General features: G+C 32.8%; 14 protein-coding genes. 10 read left to right on the top strand and 4 right to left on the bottom strand.

Annotated elements, in window-relative coordinates; all coding sequences use genetic code 11:
- The 9 genes from ERX46_RS05145 to ERX46_RS05100 all read left to right on the top strand — a co-directional run bounded on the left by ERX46_RS05145 (nt 1) and on the right by ERX46_RS05100 (nt 14,720).
- A complete protein-coding gene (locus tag ERX46_RS05145; RefSeq protein ID WP_130092770.1) occupies nt 1-2,046 on the top strand; it encodes a DUF3732 domain-containing protein in 2,046 nt (681 codons plus the stop codon).
- A 260-nt stretch (nt 2,047-2,306) separates the two neighbouring features.
- Nucleotides 2,307-3,980, top strand: a complete 1,674-nt coding sequence (locus ERX46_RS05140) for a hypothetical protein (RefSeq protein ID WP_130092769.1) — start codon at nt 2,307-2,309, stop codon at nt 3,978-3,980.
- A gap of 650 nt (nt 3,981-4,630) precedes the next feature.
- Entirely contained in the window at nt 4,631-4,876 is a 246-nt protein-coding gene (locus tag ERX46_RS05130; protein ID WP_130092768.1) for a hypothetical protein, read from the top strand.
- A 236-nt stretch (nt 4,877-5,112) separates the two neighbouring features.
- Nucleotides 5,113-6,147: a tRNA 2-selenouridine(34) synthase MnmH gene (mnmH, locus tag ERX46_RS05125; RefSeq protein WP_130092767.1), complete on the top strand. Its 1,035-nt coding sequence runs from the start codon at nt 5,113-5,115 to the stop codon at nt 6,145-6,147.
- Nucleotides 6,140-7,177, top strand: a complete 1,038-nt coding sequence (gene selD / locus ERX46_RS05120) for a selenide, water dikinase SelD (RefSeq protein ID WP_130092766.1) — start codon at nt 6,140-6,142, stop codon at nt 7,175-7,177. The genes mnmH and selD overlap by 8 nt, the downstream gene beginning before the upstream one ends.
- A gap of 74 nt (nt 7,178-7,251) precedes the next feature.
- On the top strand, nt 7,252-10,626 hold the full coding sequence (locus tag ERX46_RS05115) for a PKD domain-containing protein (protein WP_130092765.1): 3,375 nt from the start codon (nt 7,252-7,254) through the stop codon (nt 10,624-10,626).
- A 207-nt stretch (nt 10,627-10,833) separates the two neighbouring features.
- Nucleotides 10,834-12,732, top strand: coding sequence for a S8 family serine peptidase (locus tag ERX46_RS05110; RefSeq protein ID WP_130092764.1), 1,899 nt, complete (start codon nt 10,834-10,836; stop codon nt 12,730-12,732).
- A 579-nt stretch (nt 12,733-13,311) separates the two neighbouring features.
- Entirely contained in the window at nt 13,312-13,743 is a 432-nt protein-coding gene (locus ERX46_RS05105) for a hypothetical protein (RefSeq protein WP_130092763.1), read from the top strand.
- Between the two features lie 425 nt (nt 13,744-14,168).
- Nucleotides 14,169-14,720 carry a hypothetical protein gene (locus ERX46_RS05100; RefSeq protein ID WP_130092762.1) on the top strand — a complete coding sequence of 184 codons (552 nt, stop codon included), beginning with the start codon at nt 14,169-14,171 and terminating at the stop codon, nt 14,718-14,720.
- A gap of 397 nt (nt 14,721-15,117) precedes the next feature.
- Here the strand turns inward: ERX46_RS05100 and ERX46_RS05095 are convergent, their stop codons facing one another.
- A complete protein-coding gene (locus ERX46_RS05095) occupies nt 15,118-15,969 on the bottom strand; it encodes a Cbp1 family collagen-binding glycoprotein adhesin (RefSeq protein WP_130092761.1) in 852 nt (283 codons plus the stop codon).
- An 82-nt stretch (nt 15,970-16,051) separates the two neighbouring features.
- Between ERX46_RS05095 and ERX46_RS05090 the strand changes: the two genes are divergently transcribed.
- On the top strand, nt 16,052-17,833 hold the full coding sequence (locus ERX46_RS05090; protein WP_130092760.1) for a M61 family metallopeptidase: 1,782 nt from the start codon (nt 16,052-16,054) through the stop codon (nt 17,831-17,833).
- Nucleotides 17,834-17,962: 129 nt separating this feature from the next.
- Here the strand turns inward: ERX46_RS05090 and ERX46_RS05085 are convergent, their stop codons facing one another.
- From ERX46_RS05085 to ERX46_RS05075, 3 genes are read right to left on the bottom strand one after another with little or no spacing between them, the layout of a single operon-like run.
- Complete coding sequence (locus tag ERX46_RS05085; RefSeq protein WP_130092759.1) at nt 17,963-19,096, bottom strand: alginate O-acetyltransferase AlgX-related protein; 1,134 nt, start codon at nt 19,094-19,096, stop codon at nt 17,963-17,965.
- 3 nt (nt 19,097-19,099) lie between these two features.
- Entirely contained in the window at nt 19,100-20,521 is a 1,422-nt protein-coding gene (locus tag ERX46_RS05080; protein WP_130092758.1) for an MBOAT family O-acyltransferase, read from the bottom strand.
- 11 nt (nt 20,522-20,532) lie between these two features.
- Entirely contained in the window at nt 20,533-21,678 is a 1,146-nt protein-coding gene (locus tag ERX46_RS05075; protein ID WP_130092757.1) for a cysteine desulfurase family protein, read from the bottom strand.
- Between the last annotated feature and the right edge of the window lie 35 nt (nt 21,679-21,713).

Genomic DNA, 21,713 nt, shown 5'->3' with positions numbered 1-21,713 from the left:
ATGGATTTAAAAGTAAAAGATATAATACTATACCCAGTCAATACAGATTTGAAACCAAGAATATTACCTTTCAATTATAAAAAGGTAAACGTTATTTCTGGTTATAGCAAAAGAGGTAAGTCTTCCATAATCGAAATCATTGATTATTGCTTAGGAAATACTGAGCCAAACATTCCAATAGGTAGGATTAGAAATATGGTCTCCGTTTTTGCGCTTAAAGTAATTATTAATGGAACGTATGCGTTTATTGGAAGAAACAGTCCTGGGCAAACAGGTAAAAGTTCAGATATAATGTATTATCAAGAGGTGTCTTCAAAAGGTGAGTACCCTGATTTTAACACAAATAAGTGGAAGGAAAACCTAGATAAATACAAAATTAATAAAGAAAGTCTTGTTCAAATTCTAAATACAAAAGGTGGCTTTCAAAATTTGGAAGAAGATTCTTTTTTTACAGACAAGCCATTGACAATAGGATTTAGAAGTACTAGCTCATTTCTATTTCAACCTCAGGGTCTAATTGCAAATGGAAATACGATTTTCTATAAGACTGAGGAGTTCTATTATATAGATAGATTAAAAATATTTTTTCCATTAGCTTTAGGATACAAATCTTATGAAATACTAATTCTTGATTCAGAAATAAAAGAACTCGAGAAAATAGAGCGGAAAATAAAGGACAAAATTGAAGATATCACACTTCGATATGAGAATTGGAAAGAGGAGATGTATGAATATTACAGTGAGGCTATAAAACTTGGTTTATCGAGTACTGACATAAATATCATCAGTTCAAATGTTACCCAAATTAGGGATGAATTGGAATCTGTTTTCAATGAAGTCAGAAAGAGTAACACTTACAAAAAAGGTTCTGGACTTCTTTTTAGCACAAAGCTCAAGGAGTTAGATGTTCAAAGAAGAGATACATTAAGAAGTTTACAAGAGAATAAAATGGAATATAATCAAATTCTTAAATTTGAAGCAACCAAAGATGATTATATTGAAAATGTTTCCAAAGAAATTGAGACTAGATTAAAACCTGTAAATTGGTTTCTTCAAAGAAAGGGAAATGATTTGTGCCCTTTCTGTGATTCTAACTCAAAAAAAGCTCTTGAAAATCTTCAAAAACTTAGTGAGGTCAATAGTCAGAACATCAACTTATTAGACAGCAAAAAAGATGAAGTTTTTTCATTCGAAAAAGAAAAATTGAGCTTAAGAAATAGAATTTCAGTTCTTGAAGAGAAGATGAAACAAGTCGATAGCGTTATCGGTATTTTAAATAAAGAATTAGAAGAAGATCAAAACTCATATCAGGGAGTTTATGAGTTTGTTGGAAAAGTTTCTAATTTCTTAAAACATATTGAGTCACCATCTGATCAATATGACGAGCAGCTTAAGAAAATTATTGGTGAACTACATACTAAGAAAACTAAAGTCTCTGGATTAAGGAAAAAATTTAATAAAGAATCGACTTTAGAAAGGCTGACAAAAACAATTAAAACATACGTAGATATTTTACCTATAGAAAACAGAGAACATTGCAATGTTTTACTTGATCCGGATAAACATTTAGGTATTAGAATTGAGGATAAGCTAAATAAATCAACAACTTTTTTAAACAAAATAGGTAGTGGTTCAAATTACATGTGCTATCATCTAGCGACTATGCTGGGGATTCACGAATTTTTCTATAATCTAAAGGAATCAGGAAAGAAGAATTATGTTCCAACAATTTTGGTTCTGGATCAACCAAGTCAAGTTTACTTCCCAGATAGAATTGCGGATAAGAAAAAATTAAGTACAGAGGAATCCGAGGACAAAACAAATACAAAGAAGATATTTGAGGTATGTAAAATATTCATGGAGAGAACTAATCATGAGGTACAAGTAATAATACTTGAGCATGCAAATATGGATATGTGGCAAGGTCTAGAAAAGGACATACATTTGGTTGAAAATTGGCGAGGAAAAGAAGAGGCTGGAAATTTCACGGATGATTACAATGCATTAATACAAAAGGATTGGATTTTAAAAGATGATGTTAATTAAAGCCATAACTAAGCTACTGTATTTTAATTATATGCTCTTTTATCAATCAGAAAGTGAGTAAAATTTATATTGCGTTATTCTTGGCATTATATATGTGTTAAAAGAGAATTTGCAACTAATTATACTCGTAATTATTAGCATTATTTCAATAGATAAACCAATAATGGAAAGACTCATTAATTACACGAACCAATTGAATTTAACTATATTTACTTTCCCCAATAATCACTTACAATCTCACCTTTATAATTATTGAAAATATGAAACAATTTATATCCTTTTTTCTTTTAATTCCTATTCATTTATTTGCTCAAAACGAACTTTCAATTTTAGAAACAAATCATGTTGAAACTGAAAACCTCGGATCGAAAGCAAGTTCATCTCCTAAGCCCACTATTTATGATTTTATTGGAATCTGGCAATATGGGCAGAATGCCGAAACATTAAACATTTCTAAAAACCCTAAGACTGACTCTGTTTTTATACAATACAATTCATATAGTGATGGTTATGAGGATAGATTCATAGAAAATGTCCGCTTTGATAAAGGAGAAATTATTGGTGATTATTATGGAGCTAAAAGCAATGTAATTATTGTAATCGAAGAGGGAGATTTATTATTCACGATTGATCCATTTCACGAATTCAGTCCTATTAAAGAACAAAAATTCAAAAAATCGGGGAAATATATCTTTAAATACAATGCAAGTACTTCACAGGAATTCCTATTTGATCAGCCTACTCTGAATTCAAAAAAGACAGACAGTTTGCCTCCCGGAGATAGGTTTTTAATTTTAAATGAGCCTATTTCTGATTTGTTTTACGAGAATCAATATTACGTTAGTCGTTATCACAAAAATGAAATCAAAAACGATAATTTATATCTTTTAAAGAGTAAATTGAGTAACACTAAACCGCTATTTCCAAAAAACATTCAGTTGAAAGGATACCCTAATCTCAATAAAAGCGAGATTTTTGTATCAAAATTATACACCACTGGAGAACTCAATGAAAACACAATTGTTCTGCCTCTTCATGCCGAGCAGAATAAAAAGGGACAGAAGAAACTGCGTATTGATGATGAAGCTTACGCGAAACTTTATTTAGTAAATATTTGCAAAAAGTTTACAGACGTTTTTATCACGGGGACAGTTGATTTAAGTGAAAATATTTATAGTATTGTTGTTGATTTTCAGTACGATAATTCATATGAAACCTATTTAGTGAATTATGATTTGAAAGGAAATTATGTAGACCATATTTTAATTGGTCAAGGTGATTATGTAGAGAGTTTTTCAAGAGTAAATACCGTTTTTACTCCAGAAGAAATGTTCATTAACAAAGAAATAGTAGATTTCGATGAAATCAATTCCGATATGAATAATTTTATTTATAAAACCTATTCTTCAAAGAGATATGTAATTAATGAAAAAGGTCAGATATTAGCGTCAAACCATGGGCATTCTTACAGGGTTTTACCACAAGCCTCATTAGCTATTTCATCACACAAAGTAGAGAGTAAAACCTATGGAAAGATGCAATTGAAATTATTATTGAATTACAAAGACACCAGTATGTTTGGAGGATACGCTATCTCTATGTCAACGGAAATTGAAACAGCGAATGGAATGGAATTGACAATCCCGATGGATATTTCAATGCAAACTGGTTTTTGGTTGCCACCATTTGGCGATTTCTTGACACCAACAGATGAAATACAGAAAATATTCATAACAAACCGTTTAGAAGGTTTTGATGAGAGAGTAAAAGTAAATATGCAGTTAATTGACGTTAATGAAGACGGAGAAGAAGATCTACTCATTGAGCTAAGAGATAAAAATTATGTGAGTGAGCCGAAATCTTATTTTTGCTTTATCTATGAGGCAGGAACATGGGTGTATAGCAATTATAATAAAACAGCGATTCATTTTTAACGGCGATGAAATTGATACTGCAATCACCAGAATAAAATGACTAAAATTCTTTAATTCAAAAATATTCGAACTATTAATTTCTGAAAATGTATATTTAACCTTTATGCATCACGAATTGACAAAAATGAATAAAAATATTTTATTTACAGGAGCGACTTCTGGAATAGGAAAAGCAACAGCTATTAGACTTGCAGTAGAGGGAAACAACCTTATTTTATGTGGGTGAAGAGCAGAAAAATTAGAAGAACTTAAAACTTTACTTTCAAAAAAAGTAAACGTAGAAACATTGTTCTTTATGAATTAAGGAAATTTGATATTGGATCAGATAATGCAACTCAAGGAGCTGACTTCCATGCAAACCACGTTTTTATTAAAAGCAAAGATAAGTATACAAGTTACCATGCCTATTATAAGAAGGATGTCGAAATTTCAATTGAAAAGAGAAGTGACAAACTTAAATTAATCATTAAAAACACCGCAATTAACACGCACGAAATTTTCAATCTGAAAAAAATTGAAGAAATTGATTTTTTACCGAACAATCCAAAAGACACCTATAAATCTTATATTGATAAAGTCTATTATGATACTATAGCTAGGTTTACGTCAGAAAATCCTGAAAACTATTTGATCATAATTCTCATAGAGGAGTGGATATTGATAGTTTAACATTAGAGTATTATGCTGACAAACCTAAATACAATAGACTGTCCGAAAATGATACTTTTTTTAAAGCGAAAGAAAACAATAAAATATATGTCGTTCTTAAAAGCTATACTGAAAACACGGTAACTATTGGTGAAAAAATAAGTTTCGATGTTAGTGAGATAAATAAACAAGACTCTTTGACCATGGAAAAAGTGTTAAAAATGCTTGACTCGCTAAACAAAGAATAAAGTCATCTAAACTGACTTTAGCGATTATCCTGTAAAAACCTTTTACTTTTAAATGCCTGTCGGGAAAATTGCCAAGAGAAATATCTATTTTTACCTTACTATTTGCAATTGAAGCATATATAAATTCTATGCCTACAGTATTGTATTTAATACTAAAATTATTGAGGTTTTTATTTAAATTTAGAGTCTCTCTTAATGAATACAGTTTACCGCTGAAAAATTACATGGACTTTAAAATGAAACAAATCATTACCGTAGACTTTTACTATCAGAATTTAGAACACATTCCAATCATTGATGTTAGGTCGCCAGGAGAGTTTGAGAAAGGACATATTCCCAATGCTCACAATATTGATTTATTTACAAATGAAGAACGTGCAATAGTTGGAACGGCCTATAAAAAAGAGTCAAAAGAAAGGGCTATTGAACTTGGATATGAGTTTGTAATTCCCAAACTAAATGATTTTTTCACTCAATCTGTTGGCGTTGCTCCTGAAAATGAAGTTGTAGTTCATTGTTGGCGAGGAGGAATGAGAAGTAATGCTTTTGCCGATCATCTTATCGAAAATGGATTTAATAAAGTTTACGTTATAGAAAAAGGATACAAAGCTTTTAGAAATTATGTATTACACTATTTTGAACAACCCTTTAATCTTAAAATTTTAGGTGGATATACAGGGACAGGCAAAACTGAAATACTGCATTTTTTAGAAAATAAAGGGCGACAAGTGATTGACTTAGAAGGATTGGCAAACCATAGAGGGTCAGCATTTGGAGGAATAGATCTTCAACCTCAGCCAACAACAGAGCAATTCGAAAACAATCTATGTTCAAAATTACGTAGTTTAAATCCGATCCTACCTATTTGGATTGAGGATGAAAGCAGAATAATTGGGACTGTAATAATTCCTAATCTATTTTATATTAAAATGAAGGAAATGCCTGTCTATTTCTTAAATGTTCCTATTGAGAAAAGAATAGAACACCTTGTTGATACTTACGCTAGTTTAAGTCAGGATAAATTGGCAGATGCAATTGGTCGAATAGGTAAAAAGCTTGGATATGATAAAGCTAAATTTGCTTTGGATGCGCTTGAAAATAAAAATTATTATAAAGTTGTAGAGATTATCCTTTTCTATTACGATAAATACTACTTAAAAGGATTACAAAAACGTCAAGAATCTTCAATTCAAGAACTTGAAATCACCTCCGCGAATCATGAAGAAATTGCGGATATTTTAATACGCTTAATAGATGAAAATAATGGATGAACCAATAAAATTAACAAGTTTTAGTCACGGTGCCGGTTGTGGCTGCAAAATATCACCAAAAGTATTAACTACAATATTAAAAACGAGTACACCTAAAATTGAAGACCCGCGTCTTTTAGTAGGTAACGATACTAGAGATGATGCTGCTGTTTATGATATGGGAAATGGAACAGCCATCATTAGTACAACAGATTTTTTCTTACCTATAGTGGACGACCCTTTCACTTTTGGAAGAATTGCTGCTACTAATGCAATCAGCGATGTATATGCAATGGGAGGAAAGCCTTTAATGGCAATTGCTATCTTAGGTTGGCCCATTGATAAATTAGCTCCTGAAGTTGCTGCGCAAGTAATGGAAGGAGGCAGAAAAGCCTGTGCTGATGCAAATATTATATTGGCTGGCGGACACAGTATTGATAATCCAGAACCTATCTTTGGACTTGCAGTTACAGGATCAGCTGTAATCGCTAATTTAAAATGCAATGATACCGCGCAATCAGGAAGTATTCTTTACCTAACCAAACCTTTAGGTATTGGTATTTTAGCCACCGCACAAAAGAAAGGGTTACTAGAAAAGGAACACAAAGACATTGCCACCAATTCGATGATCATTTTAAATGATGTTGGATTAGCACTCTCAGAAATTGATGCCGTTACCGCTTTAACAGATGTAACTGGATTTGGGTTAATGGGACATTTATTGGAAGTGTGTGAAGGAAGCAATGTATCAGCGCATATCAATTATAGTAAAGTTCCGATTTTCAAAGAAATACATAGCTATCTTGATCAACAATGTATTCCAGGGGGAACATTAAGAAACTGGGAAAGCTACGGACATAAGTTGAATATTGAAGACGAAAGACAAAGACATATCTTGTGTGATCCACAAACCAGCGGAGGATTACTCATTGCTGTAAAGAAAGAAGCTGCTCAAAAAGTAGAATCTATTCTAAAAAGCAAGGGACTTTATGCTGAACCAATCGGAGAGCTCATAGAAAAATCAGATTTTTCAATATATATTAATGAATAAAAGACTCATTTTCAAGAACATCATCTATTTAAGATAAATTCACTAATTTTGAAGTCAAATGAAATATCCTACTTATGAAATTTAAATTTGCATCTTTTCTAATACTTAATTTACTCATCGTTCATTGTGCTATAGGTCAACATGGCGAAGTAGATCTTTCGTTTAACCCATACGACACCACATTATTTGGAACTTATATTGGTCCTGATGATGAAGTGAAAATTATATATGAGCAATTGGATGGTAAAAGAATTGTAGCGGGTGAGTTTCTGAATTACAATGGTGAGTTAAAAAAATACATCACTCGTATAACTTCATCAGGAGCACTCGATACTTCATTCAATCAATCTCAGTTTGATCTTGGGTTCAGCATTAGCGGCTTAGATGTTCAAGGAGATGGGAAAATAATTGTTGGAGGTGGTATCAGCGTAACAAATCTAGGTTATAGAAATATTGTAAGATTAAATTCAGATGGGACAGTGGACACAACTTTTGATACTGGTCCAACGCCAGGAGGTTATGTGAGGAAAATTAAAATCCAGCCAAATGGTAAAATTCTTGTTGCAGGGAATTTTACAGGTTGGAATGGGAGTCCGAGTAAAATTATCCGATTGAATACAGATGGAACTATTGATTCAACATTTCTCGTCAATGGAACAATTAGTTACATTCACGATATTGGTTTGTTGAGTACCGGTGAGATAATAATAACTGGAGACTTTACATCTCTAAATGGAATCAGCTGTAAAGGTTATGCAAAGTTGAATTCGGATGGTACTGCAGTTACTGGATTTACATATGATAGCTTTTTAGGAGTCGCAAATTTTTGGCATAAGAGTCAAGTACAGGATGACGATAAAACTATAATTCAATCGTCAGGAAAATTGTACCGAATAAATTCTAATGGAACTATTGACACCAGTTTCACGAATTCAAATGGTGGAAGCATACACGCTTTAAAACTTCTTTCTTCCGGTAAAATAGCTATTGGTGGTGGATTTAACAGTTTCAACGGGCATCCTTCAAAAAGAGTAGCTGTATTAAATAATGATGGAACTGTAGATACTACTTTTAATACTCAAATAAATGGAAATTCTCCGGGTGTAAAATGCATCACTGAAACTATCACTGGTAATCTTGCAATTGGAGGGACTTTCACTAAGGTCAATATGGCAATGCATACGAATTTAACGGAGGTTGATTTAACGGGAACAACCATCATTCCCCCTCTAGGAATTCAGCAAGGATTTGTCTTTTCACTGGCAATTCAACCTGATAATAAAATTTTGGTTGGAGGCAGTTTTACTCACTATGCTGGACAAGCTTCTAGAGGTTTAGCTCGTTTAAATATGAATGGAGAACTAGACACAGCATTTCAAAATAAGTTAGGTCTTGGAGTAGCGGGAGAAATACAAGACATTTATGTTTTACCGAATCAAAAAATCTTGGTTGGAGGAAACTTTCTTTCTGTAAATGGATATCCTGCAGATAGAATTGCTCGTATTAATGCAGACGGATCAGTAGATACCACATTCAACGGTCCAACATTTTTGCATGGTGGAGTTAACTCAATAGATGTTCAACCCAATGGTAAAATTCTTGTGGGAGGAAATTTTCGATACGTAAATGGCAGTCCTCAAGATTATATAGCACGTCTGGAGGTGGACGGAGCATACGACAATTCTTTCTTTTCTCCTTTGTGGGATAACGTTACTTTTGGAATGTCTGCCAATAAAATTCAAATTGTTTCCAATTCAAAAATAATGGTTACAGGAAAGTTCGCTTGTTGTAATCCAGTAGTTAGACTCAATGCTAATGGAACAATAGATGGAAGTTTCTACTTCAATTTGAGTGGAACTGTCTATGATTTTGTGGAACTAGATAATGGTAAATACATCATTGGAGGAACGGCCTTCTCTAATAATGGACAAGTTCCATATCTTTTAATGGGAATAAATTCCGATGGATCTTACGACCCGACTTTCAATGAAACAAATCCTGGATATTTTGGCTACTCAAGCAGTTTGGTTAAAACAATAAATCGTATTTCAGATGACCATATTTTGGTGTCAGGTACTTTTCCTAGTGTACCTAATGGAACACGAAATGCCTTTATTTTATCCAATAGTGGACAACGAGATACACTTTTTGATGTACCAGAGAGTTTTTCTATGGGCCAAGTTAGAGCATTAGATATTCAGTCTGACGGACGTATTATTGTAGCTGGTAATTTTGATTACATTGGCTCTGTAAAACGCAATGGTATTGCTAGATTACACAGAAGTACTTTTCTAACGGATCAAGTGGATTGTGAAGATACAACATATCAATTTGGAAATTGGTTAATAGACCCAGTGCTGCCTGGTACTTATGTGGACACTTTGCAATCTGCAATGGGTACAGACTCAATTGTTTCCCTGACGCTTACTTTAAACAATACACTTATTAAAGACATGAGTCAATTTGATGAGTTTACGTTATTTGCCGAAGAAAGTGGATACAGTTATCATTGGATTGATTGCGTCTCTAACGCTACAGTTATTGGAGAAACAAATCAGTATTTCTCACCAAGTACACCTGGAACTTATGCTGTTGAACTAACCCTTAACCATTGTGTAGATACTTCGAATTGTGTTACCATTAATTTTTGTAATAGTATTTCAGACTATTCTTATGTAGACAATGGAAACGGAAATTATTCTTTCACCAATAGCTCTACAGGAGATTTTACCGATGTTCATTGGGCTTTTGGTGATGGTTCGACATCTATTTTAGAAAACCCGAATCATACCTTTAATACTAATGGAACTTACTATGTTGTGTTAACTGTTAATGATTCCGTGAATACGATAACTTGTTTTGATTATTTTATCGATACAATTATAGTTTCAAATGCACCAGTTCAGTTGGATTGTAATGCTGGGTTTGTTGTTTATCCAGACACAAATGGAGGTGTTAATGTTATAAATAGTTCAACAGGTAATAACCTAAGCTATTTATGGGATTTCGGTGATGGAACAACTTCAACTCAACAAAATCCTACTCATAATTACAACAGTAATGGCCCTTTCTATCTTTGCTTAACAGTAGATAATCAAGCGGGTTGTGTTGATTTTTATTGTGATTCTATAGGTGAAAATGGTGTTGTTTTTAAAGCAAATGGATTTACCATTAACGTAAGTTCAACGCCTAATACTGTAGGTCTGAATAATGAAGTAAATTTGAATTTAGAAGTAGACATCTATCCAAATCCTACTTCAAATCAGTTATCAATCCTAACTGAATTAAGTTTAAATAAAGTAACAATTTTCGATTTTACAGGTAAAATTTTAAAAACAGCTATTGATGGTTTTGATAAAATTGATGTTTCAGACTTAAGTTCTGGAACCTACTTTATTGTCTTGAGTACAGAAAAAGGATCTATAAATAAGCGATTTGTAAAACTCTAATTTAAAATTTAGGGAAAGTAATTTTTCTACATAAAGTGATTTGACGGCAATATTTTATTGAATTAATAAATAACTTCACTAAAATATGTTGGGTTTAGATATTTCAAATGATCTCCAAAAAAAAACTCAAGCCGAAACAATTTACTGAACAACAATACTTTAAATTTATTACTTTTATAGATTAGCAATGGTTCAAAATTTATACTCATGAAAACTACTACGAAAAAACTTGTTTTATTCTTTAGCGTTTTATTCTTCTTTCAATCCGAATTAATAGCGCAAAGTGAGAGTGACAGATTGAAAATTATAGAACAAACCAATACCAAGAAACTAAATGAGTTATCGAAAAAAGCAAATACTCATTATATTACGGCCCTTAAAAAAGCACTAGCGGAAGGAGTAGAGACAGAAATCCTAAATAGCAATAATGAAATAGGATATTTGTCTGGATTTGATGCACAAGGAAATCCTGTTTATGATTTTGACGATAATGTAAATTCAGCAATAACGAGTCGTGTAGATAAAATTTGGAGTGGTGGAACCAGTGGACTCAATCTTGATGGTTCAGGAATAGAAATCGGACATTGGGAAGCAGGTGGTTTGGCTTTAACAACGCATCAAGAACTTGCGGGCAAAATTACGCATGCTGAAAATGAAGCGGTGAGTAGCCATTCAACACACACAGCTTGCACCATGATCGGAACCGGAATTGATACTGACACACGTGGAATGGCTTCAAGTTCAACTATTGTTTCGCGCAGAAGCAGCAATGATGAAGCTGAAATTGCAAATTTTGGCGCTGCAGGAGGAATTTTATCGAATCATTCCTACAGCACAGGAAATCCGAATGGTAATATTCCACTTTATGGTACATATACTACTAACGCCGGAGAATGGGATGAAATTTTGTATAACGCTCCTTATTTAACGTTGTGCAAATCGGCAGGAAACACACGGAATGATGGCGTAAATGTGAGCGATAACGGTTACGATCTTATCTATACCGTGGCAGTAGCTAAAAATTTATTGTCCATTGGAGCTGTAAGTGATGTGAGTATTTATAGCAGTCCATTGTCTGTTTCTCAATCTTCATTTAGTAGTTGGGGCCCAACCGATGACTGGAGAATAAAGCCTGATCTAGTGGCAAATGGTGTATCACTTTATTCAGCAGACAATGCGAATGATACAGACTATTCAGTTAAAAGTGGTACGTCGATGTCTACACCGTCTGTAGCTGGAGCTATTGCATTATTACAGCAGCATTATCGCAACGAGAATAGTCTTTATATGAAAGCAGCAACTGTTAAAGCTTTATTGTTAGGAACAACTGAAGAAGCTGGTGCGAATGATGGTCCAGATTTTCAAAATGGTTGGGGACTAATCAATGCCGAACGTGCTGCACAAGTAATTTCAAATAATGGTACGACTTCAAGAATGGATGAACTCACATTAACCAACGGGAATATATACACAACTACTTTTGAAACAAATGGATTATCTCCCTTAGCGCTAACAATAGCCTGGACAGATCCTGATGGAAGTCCTGTTGGAGGTACAGATAGTCAATCACCAATGTTGATTAATGATTTAGATGTCAGAATCACCAAAGACGCTGAAATTTACGAACCTTGGGTAATGACTCCAAATGCTACTTCTGATAATTTTGATGATGCTGCAACAAAAGGCGATAATTTTAGAGATAATGTTGAACGAATTGATATCAATACTTTGCCACAAGGCGTTTACACAGTTACCGTAACCCATAAAAACAACTTGGTAAATGGAATCCAAGATTTCTCTATGGTTATTAATGGAATATCAGTAAGTACTGCAAGTACAGTAGATTTAAATGACCAAAATAATTCAATTTTAATCTATCCAAATCCATCTAGAAATGGTTATTTCAATATATCCATTCCAGAGGAGCATAACGCAGATAATTATGAAATACAAATGTTTGATTTGTTGGGGAAAATGATGAAAAGCATTAACTATAACGATAAAGAAATTAAAATGGATGTTTCTACTTTGAATTCAGGATTGTATATCATGCGAGTAAGAACAGAGGGTAAAGAGTATAAACAATTGGTTGTTGTTGAGAATTAAAATATTTCTATCCACCCAAGGCTCGAAAAGCCTGTCATTCCGAAGAAGTACAACCACTGAGGAGCTCACCGACCTCTGGCGGAATCCCTTTTAAAAGAAGTGCGACTTAGCTTGTTAACCCAAACAAGTTTATACTGTCAATATAATTCTCTTGGTAATTATAGCTTTTTATGATTGACTCTACATAAAGTATCCAGTAGCCTCAATTTACAACTGAGACGTTTACAAGCGCAAGTCTGGATCTCTTTTTTGGTTATTCACCATTATAGATTCTGATTTTTATAACAATGCCGAGGAATCCGATCAGAGACGGAGAACTCTCTTCTTTTCAATCTAGAAACCTGATTCTTATCTATTTTGATAAAAAGAACGGGTATGATAAAGGCGGATCAAATTTTATGATCTCATTTTTTTGAATATTGTAAAGCGGTTAATATCTAGGATTTAAGCAACGTTCTAACAATACCCAATTAAATTCTTTCGTTTTTATACGCTATAAAATTAAATTTTACTAATTTAGAAATGGCAGCAAAATAACAGTCTAATGAATCTTCTAAACTATTTTAAAAAATACCTATTATGAAATACACTCAAATAATTACATTATCTATTCTACTTTCTTTATCATTTCTATCTTGTAAAAAAGAAAGCTCTAATTTGTGCCATGATTACTTAATAGGGGAGTATGCAGTAAAAGATTCAATATCTGGAGGTATGAGTCCAGGAGATTATGACCACAAATCTTATGATCTAGAGATATTGGCTTCAACTTGTTCTCCTAATAAAATAAGGATTTCAAATTATGCAAATAAGAATTTAAGTGGAACCGCTTTTGAAGTAGTTTGTGAAGTAGATAACAATGTTATTACTGTTCTTGATCAAGACATTAATAATGTTAACGTTAGAAACTCATCAGGATTTGCTACTAATGATTCAATTTTTTTCGAAATTAGCTATGAAAGTAGTTTGGGTGAAGTTTTTTATGGAGACTGTTTTGGGAGAAAAAAGTAGCTAAATATTTATTAGCGATCTGAAAAAAAAAGTAGGCGCTAAATGAAATGCTGTAGGCAATCAATTTTAATATTTTCAAATATTAATGATTATACCATAAACTCAAGAGGAACTTTGAAAATCTGATTTTTATAATTTTTATAAAAACGTAGTCTTGTAAATGGATGTCTTTTGCATTTTGCAGATGTATAGTTAGTTGAGCTTTTATTAATTATTTCAATTTTTCGGGTTTTACAATGGTTTCTATCGTTTGCTGAGTGGACAATTGTCTATCCTCATTAAATGTTGTCCTATTGGGTCTTTAAATAATAAACGCTTAGGAATCTACAGCAAAACATACATCGCTTGAAGACCTTAGAAAAAAAAAGTAATCATTATATTTGTTAATAGTTTGTCCTATCTCAAACCCATTTTAATATTATTTAATGAAAAACTTACTCAAAATATTACTGCTTTTTATTCCCTTCACATTTTTCGCACAAAGTGATTCATTAAATCAATATAATACAAGTGGAAAAAAAAATGGCACTTGGCAAATTTATTTGGATAGTTCACTTTTTGAAATAGATGTGAAAGGTAAAGCATTTTTTATCGCCTTTGAGTCGTATGATAATGGTAAAAGTGTATTTAAACATTATGAAAATCGAAATGTAGATGCTGATTCGATGTCGCACATTGGAGTATGGCCAAAGAAAGGTTCGCCGCAATTATTGACAGGTGTTTTTAAATGGTATTTAAGTGACGGACGAATTTCAAACCATGAAGAATATAGAAATGGCTGGCCTTGGTATTTTAAATCGTATGCATATTCTAAAAAAAATCCTCAAATAAGCTCATTCAATGAAATACTGGATTGGTCTAGAAAATATAAAGGTTTGGAAGGTTCTTTTTATTATGAAGAACTTTGGAATGGGAAGGTGAATAATCAAGGATATTATAGAAAAGGGAATCGACGTTGGCGAGTCTATAGAAATTAATAAATAATTTGGTTACCAAGATAAGTCGTTATCTATAATTCCATAATTTATTAAAAAGAAAACTTATCGTCACCAACTAAAAATCTCCAGCAATAGGAGAACTATTATATTTTTTAAAAAAGGATGATTAAGATTCAACTTATTCGTAATTTGTTTTAATATTTATCACCGCCACAGAGTGGTGCAGTGTTATTAAAACCACTATTGATATGCCTCTATAAGCCACAGAATTGGCGACACATGGTTGCAATTCAAGTAAATAATTATTGGCCTTCGCTGTTCAAAAAAATAAATAAGGTTCAATTAATCAGTCTAGAGAGTGATATCCGATATACATTCAACAAAAAAGCGTGATAACCCTAAGATCACCACGCTTCCAATATTTTAAATCAATTCCTTACTTCACAGTAATCACTAAATAATTTGAAATTTTCCAAAATTTATCGGAGTCCAAAATGATCAATTTATTTCCTTTCCATTCGTAAGATGCGATTGGGTGGTCAGTTATCAAATCTGGTTTATCTCCGACAACTCTAATTTCTTTAATTTTAGTCTTATCCATTTTCTGGAAGTATTTTTCATTCAAATTAGCTGCAATATTTGTTTTACGACCAATTCCAATAAATCCACCTTCTCTCACTAAGACACTATTGGCAGTTAATTCATCCAATGTTCCATAAGCGTAATAAACAGTATTCAATTCTTTTATGACATCTAAAGTCATTTCAACTTGTTCTTGGTACTCGTCAAATAATTCTGAATACTCCATGTCTAAGTCAGCCAAAGTCCTTTGTAAAGAAGAAATTTGTTCATCTTTTGCACGAATTTGCATTACCAAACGATCTCTCATGTTTTCTAACTCAGCAATCTTTAAATCTTTTTCTTTTAATTTCTGCTTTAGATTTTTAAGGCTTTGTGCGTTTTGCTTTCTTAAAAAGTTGATATTTTGAATCTCTTGTAGAATCCATTCTTGATCATCTTTTGATATTTCTGGATTGTCACTTCTTACTCTTATTTCTTCTTCCTTAATGTTAATTTTAGCAAGGTTACTTTGTACCTCATTAAAGAAAGAAATTGCTTCGTTTAGTGCAGCGTCTTTTTGTGAACTTTCGAGTTCTAATTGAGCAACTTTGTTTCGAAGTTCAACCATTTCAGCTTCTTTCTCAGAAGTAGCATTGACATCATCGTTAGCATCGCCTTTACAAGCAGCGAAAACGAAAAGTAGTGTAAATAAGAATAAGTATTTCATTAATTTGTTTATTTGATTCTACTCACAAAACTAACGAATTCTTTGGGTAAATCGTATATTTGAGAAAATTCAATGATATATTATGAAAATTTACAATTTACTTGCTTTAATTTTATTGTTTAGCGGAACAGTTTTAGGTCAAAAAGTACATCACGAACTTTCAATGCCCGCTCCCGAAACCCACTACTTTCATGTAGAAACTACACTTACTGATTTTAAGGAAGAAAAATTGGTTATTGTTATGCCAGTTTGGTCTCCAGGATCTTATTTAGTGAGAGAATTTCCTAAAAATGTGAATCTTGTTCGTGCAAAAGACGAAAATGGAAATGATCTTTCTGTTCAAAAAGTGAGCAAAAATAAGTGGGAAATTAATAAAGGAAATTCCAAAAAAGTCACTGTAAATTATGAAGTTTATTCTTTTGAATTAACAGTAAGAACTTCATTTTTAGATAAAACACATGGTTATCTTAACGGAACCACCATTTTTACATTCCCTGAAGGTCACACAGATTTAGGTGGAACTTTAACCATCATTCCTCATTCATCTTTTAAAACCATTACAGCTCCTTTAGAAAAATCAAAAGAAGGATTTAGTAATGACAACAATGCGGAGACTTTTGTTTTTGAAAACTTTGAACAACTTGCAGATACACCAATCGAGATAGGAAATCAAGAATTGTTTAGCTTTCAAGCTGCTGGAATAAAGCACAATGTCGCAATGTATGGACCTGGAAATTACGATATAGAAAAATTAAAAGTAGATATGGCAAAGGTTGTTGAATCAACCACAGCTGTTTTTGGACAAAATCCAAACAAAGAATATTGGTTCATCATTCACAACACAGACAGCAGAGGCGGAGGATTGGAGCACATGAATTCTACAACTTTAAATGTAAACAGATGGACTTATGGGCCAGAAAACTACAATAAATTTCTTTCTTTGGTTGCCCATGAATATTTCCACGTTTGGAATGTGAAACGTTTACGTCCAGCGAATCTTGTTGAATACGATTACAGCAATGAAAACTACACAGATTTACTATGGGTAATGGAAGGATTCACCTCTTATTATGATGAATTGATTTTAAGAAGAGCTGGTTTTTATACTGAACAAGAATACATGGATGTTTTTAAGAGCACAATCAATTATGTGGAAGGAACACCAGGAAACAACATTCAACCAGTTGCACACTCTTCTTATGACGCTTGGATAAAGTCTTACCGTCCAAATGAAAACAGTAGAAACACAAATATTTCGTACTATTCAAAAGGAGGCTTATTGGCCCATGCAATTGAAGCGATGATTATCAAGAAAACGAAAGGTAAAAAGTCATTGGATGAGTTTATGCAAGTACTATATTCTAAGTTTTACGAAGAAGACAATACAGGAATGACGCCTGCTCAATTCAAAACTACTTTAGAAGATTTCTTAGGTGATAACTTGGATGAATTCTTTAAGAAATACGTTTATGGAACAGAAACAATTCCTTATGCTACTTACTTCAAGGACTTAGGATTGAAAATAGAACAAATAAGAGAAACTAGAACTTCATTAGGAATTACAATGTCTAATAATGAAGGAAAATTAATCGTAAATGGAGTTCAGTCGAATAGTGCTGCTGAGCGTGCTGGGATTTCTCCAAACGATGAAATAATTGCCTTTAACGGATTTAGAGTTGGTGTTAGTGACCTTCAAGATTTCTTAGGTAAATTGGCTGTAGATGATGAATTCAATTTGATAATCGCAAGAGGTGATCAATTGATGAGTATCGACGCTAAGATGGGAACAATTGAGTCGCCGCGTTATGAGTTTACATACGAAGTAAATAAATTAGGAACATATTGGTTAAGAGAAAAGAAATAAGGTTTAAAAAATAGGGTTGGTTTGTGTTTTACAAATCTGCTATGTGTTTGCGCTGTGTTTTATGCGCTGTAGGCATGCGCTAATAGCGCAAGCCTACTGCACATAAAACACAAACCAATCACGTTTTTTTTATTCATAATCTTTCAAGAAGTTTTCAATGTTCGTTTCCAGTCCAATATAAACCACCACATCAGGCTTCATTCTCTCTACAATTTCTTCATTCACTTTGAATTGCCACGCATCAAAAATGAACACACTTTCTTTGAATGCTTCTTTTAAAAATTGACGTAGCGCTAAGGCAAACGAATCACGAATAAAGAGCACTCTTATACCATTATCTAAATCCTTATTGATAAATCGATTTTCATAATCCCACGGATAAGCAAAACCTTTTATACTTTCAAATCCATATTTTTTTGCTTCCTTGGCTTGTGGATTATCTATTACCGCAGTTTCATTAATTTCACTTAATTCATCAATTCCCATAACACGATGGTGGAATCCTTCTTTATGATTTTCATCAATTTCCCATGTAATCTTAGGAATATCAAGAATGGTTTTCGTTGGAAACTCAGCTCTTAATTTTTCTATTAATAGATTACTGATGTAATAGCCAGCTCGATCATTCCAATGATTATCTAATTGGTAGTAAACCTTAAAACTGTCTCTCTTCGCCTTTAATAAATCACTTGGATCAATAATTAAATTTGGGAAATCTTTCTTAAAATGCGCTTTAAGTGATTCAATTCTATTTGTTTCAGAAACAAAAACACTATAAGGCAATTTGTCTTTATAAATTCGTTGCTTTATAGGCGCAATGATCCAAAATACAGGAATATCCAGCTCTTCATAATAGCGCATTCTTTCTTTCCATTCATTTGAAAAAGAATCCAGTGTTTCAGGCGAAAAATCAGAATTGCCATTGATAATATCTATTTCTCTACCAGATTTAAACATCCAACCGTCTTTTCCTATTATCGCTTTTTCAGGATGTGGTGAAATGTTGAAAATATTAAATTTCATTTGATGAAAGTAATTCAACATTGGAGTTCTGAAAAAGAAATTATCCTTGGCATAAGCGTCATAATCTCCGGGGAAATTGTCTAATTTGTTGATGTTTAAAGACACGGAATCGCTGAAGGTCCTGTTCTCATCTTTACGATCAAAGCCTTTAACACCAGAAATGTTGAAGAAAAACGGCACCATTATAATCAAGAGAAATAGAATAGTGAGCTGATATTTAATGAATTTATTTTCCTTCATATCTTAGAATCTAAAATAAATAAAAGGACTGTAAGATCCAGAATTTATATAAATAATGCAAATGAGTAAAAGCGCTACCACACCAAAATCCATGAATGATTGAAATGCAAATTTTTGAAATAGTTTTCTTTTTATCAAGAATTCTTTGATTTTGAGGAAAAACAAAGAGCTTGAAAGTATTGCCAATAACAAGATTAAAATCCTTTCATTATTTAAATAAGTTAAGAAATTCATGTTTTCTGACAGTTGAAAGCTGAAAAGCGTTGCAATATAATCAAGCGCATCAGAGAAGACTTCTACTCGAAATAAAACCCATCCAATCATTACTACAAGAATGGTATAAAACCATTGAATACCTTTTGGGAGTTTATCTAAGATTGTTTTAAATCCTAAACGCTCCATGATTAAGAAAAAACCATGAAATAGTCCCCAAATAACAAAACTCCAAGTCGCTCCATGCCAGATTCCAGTGAGGAAGAATACAGTTATCAAATTGAAATAGGTTTTGTATGGACCTCCTCTGTTTCCGCCTAATGGAATGTAAACGTAATCGCGGAACCATGTGGACAAAGATATATGCCATCTTCTCCAAAATTCTTGAATACTTTTAGAAATATATGGAAAGTTAAAGTTCTCAAGAATTTTAAATCCAAACATTCTCCCTAATCCAATGGCCATGTCTGAGTATCCAGAGAAATCGAAATAAATTTGAAGAGAATAAGCAATTATTCCCAACCAAGCTGTTGGAGTGTCTAGGGAATCAAAAGAACTATTGAAAATGTTATCTGCTAATTCTCCACAAGTATTAGCAATGATTACTTTCTTAAATAATCCGAGAACAAAGCGTTGAATTCCTGATCGAAAAAGAGGGAAGGAAGAAACCCTGTGTTTAATTTGGCCAACAATGTCATTGTACCTTACAATAGGTCCAGCGATTAGTTGTGGAAATAAACTAATGTAAAGGGCAATGTTTGAAAGTGTAGTTTTCTCGGTGTTTTCATTTCTATACACATCCCAAATCAAAGACATTTGTTGGAAAGTAAAGAATGAAATTCCTAAGGGTAAAACGATATTCTGAAATGGAATTGCTGAATAATCTGAATTTATTGCAGTTCCAACGATGTTAATATTATCAATTAGAAAATCTAAATATTTAAAAAGTACGATAATGAGAATGTTCACTATCAAACCAATAATTAACCAAGTTTTCTTTAATGAATTATTCTTTTCAATCTGTTTTACAAATAGGTAATTAACCAGAATTGAGCCAATTAAAATTAACGTGTAAGAAACACCTCCCCATGCATAAAATAGTAAACTAGCCAGTAAAATGGTGTAGTTCCTATATTTTTTTGGAGTTAAATAATATAGAATTAATAGTAACGGCAGAAATGCAAATAGAAATACTATACTATTAAATAACATAGAGTGTTAATTTAATCAACTAATTCCTTTTCAAACACTTCTTTTAAAACTGTAACTGCGAAATCAACTTCTTCTTTTGTTGTGTATCGAGAAAATGAGAACCTCACGTTTGGTTTTGTAGTATCTGCTTTAATTCCTTCTAAAACATGTGAACCTTTGGCGCTTCCTGATGTGCAAGCCGAACCTCCAGAACATGCTACACCTTTTAGGTCGAGCGTAAACAAGAGCATTGCTGACTTACTTGTTTTAGGCAAGCAAACATTTATGACAGTGTAAAGACTATTTTCTGGTTTAATATCTCCATGAAATCCAACATCATCGATGTTCTTCTTCAATTCACTAATCATGTGCGATTTCAATCCTTGAACATGGTTTTGATGGGCTTCTAAATCTTCATAAGCAATTTCCATTGCTTTAGCTAAACCTACAATTCCATATAAATTCTCTGTTCCACCTCTTAAACCGCGTTCCTGAGAACCTCCGTGAATAAATGGTAAACCTTTGATGTTATTCTTGATGTATAAAAACCCAACTCCTTTCGGTCCATGAAATTTATGTGCCGCTCCAGTGATGAAATCAATGTCTAATTTGCTTAAATCGAAATTGTAATGTGCCATTGTTTGCACAGTATCTGAATGAAAATAAGCATTGTATTTACGACAAATCTCGCTTACACGTTCTAAAGGAAGTAAATTTCCAATTTCATTGTTTCCATGCATTAATGAAACCAATGTTTTTTTATCGCTATTGGCCAAAAGTTCTTCAAGATGTGCTAAATCGACATGTCCGTTTGGAAGTAATTTTACCAAAGCGAATTCTAAAGCGTTCTTTTTACAAACATCTTCAGCAGTATGAATAACAGCATGGTGCTCAATTTCAGAAGTAATTACTCTTTTAACGCCTAATTCATTAATGGCTATGCTAAAAGCCATATTATCGGCTTCAGTTCCTCCAGAAGTAAAAATAATTTCAGAAGGTTTTGAGTGAATTAGACTAGCAACTTTTCTTCTTGAAGTCTCAATTGTTCCTTTAGCCTGACGACCAAAAGAGTGAGTAGAAGATGGGTTTCCAAATTCATTTTTTAAGAAAGGTACCATTGCTTCAAAAACTTCAGGAGCAATTGGTGTAGTTGCAGCATTGTCTAAATAAACTCTCATTGTTGTGTATTGTTCTTTAAGTCTAAAAAAGTGAC

Source organism: Brumimicrobium glaciale, from assembly GCF_004152935.1.
Lineage (GTDB): Bacteria > Bacteroidota > Bacteroidia > Flavobacteriales_D > Crocinitomicaceae > Brumimicrobium > Brumimicrobium glaciale.
This window is presented reverse-complemented; position numbering and strand designations above follow the sequence as displayed.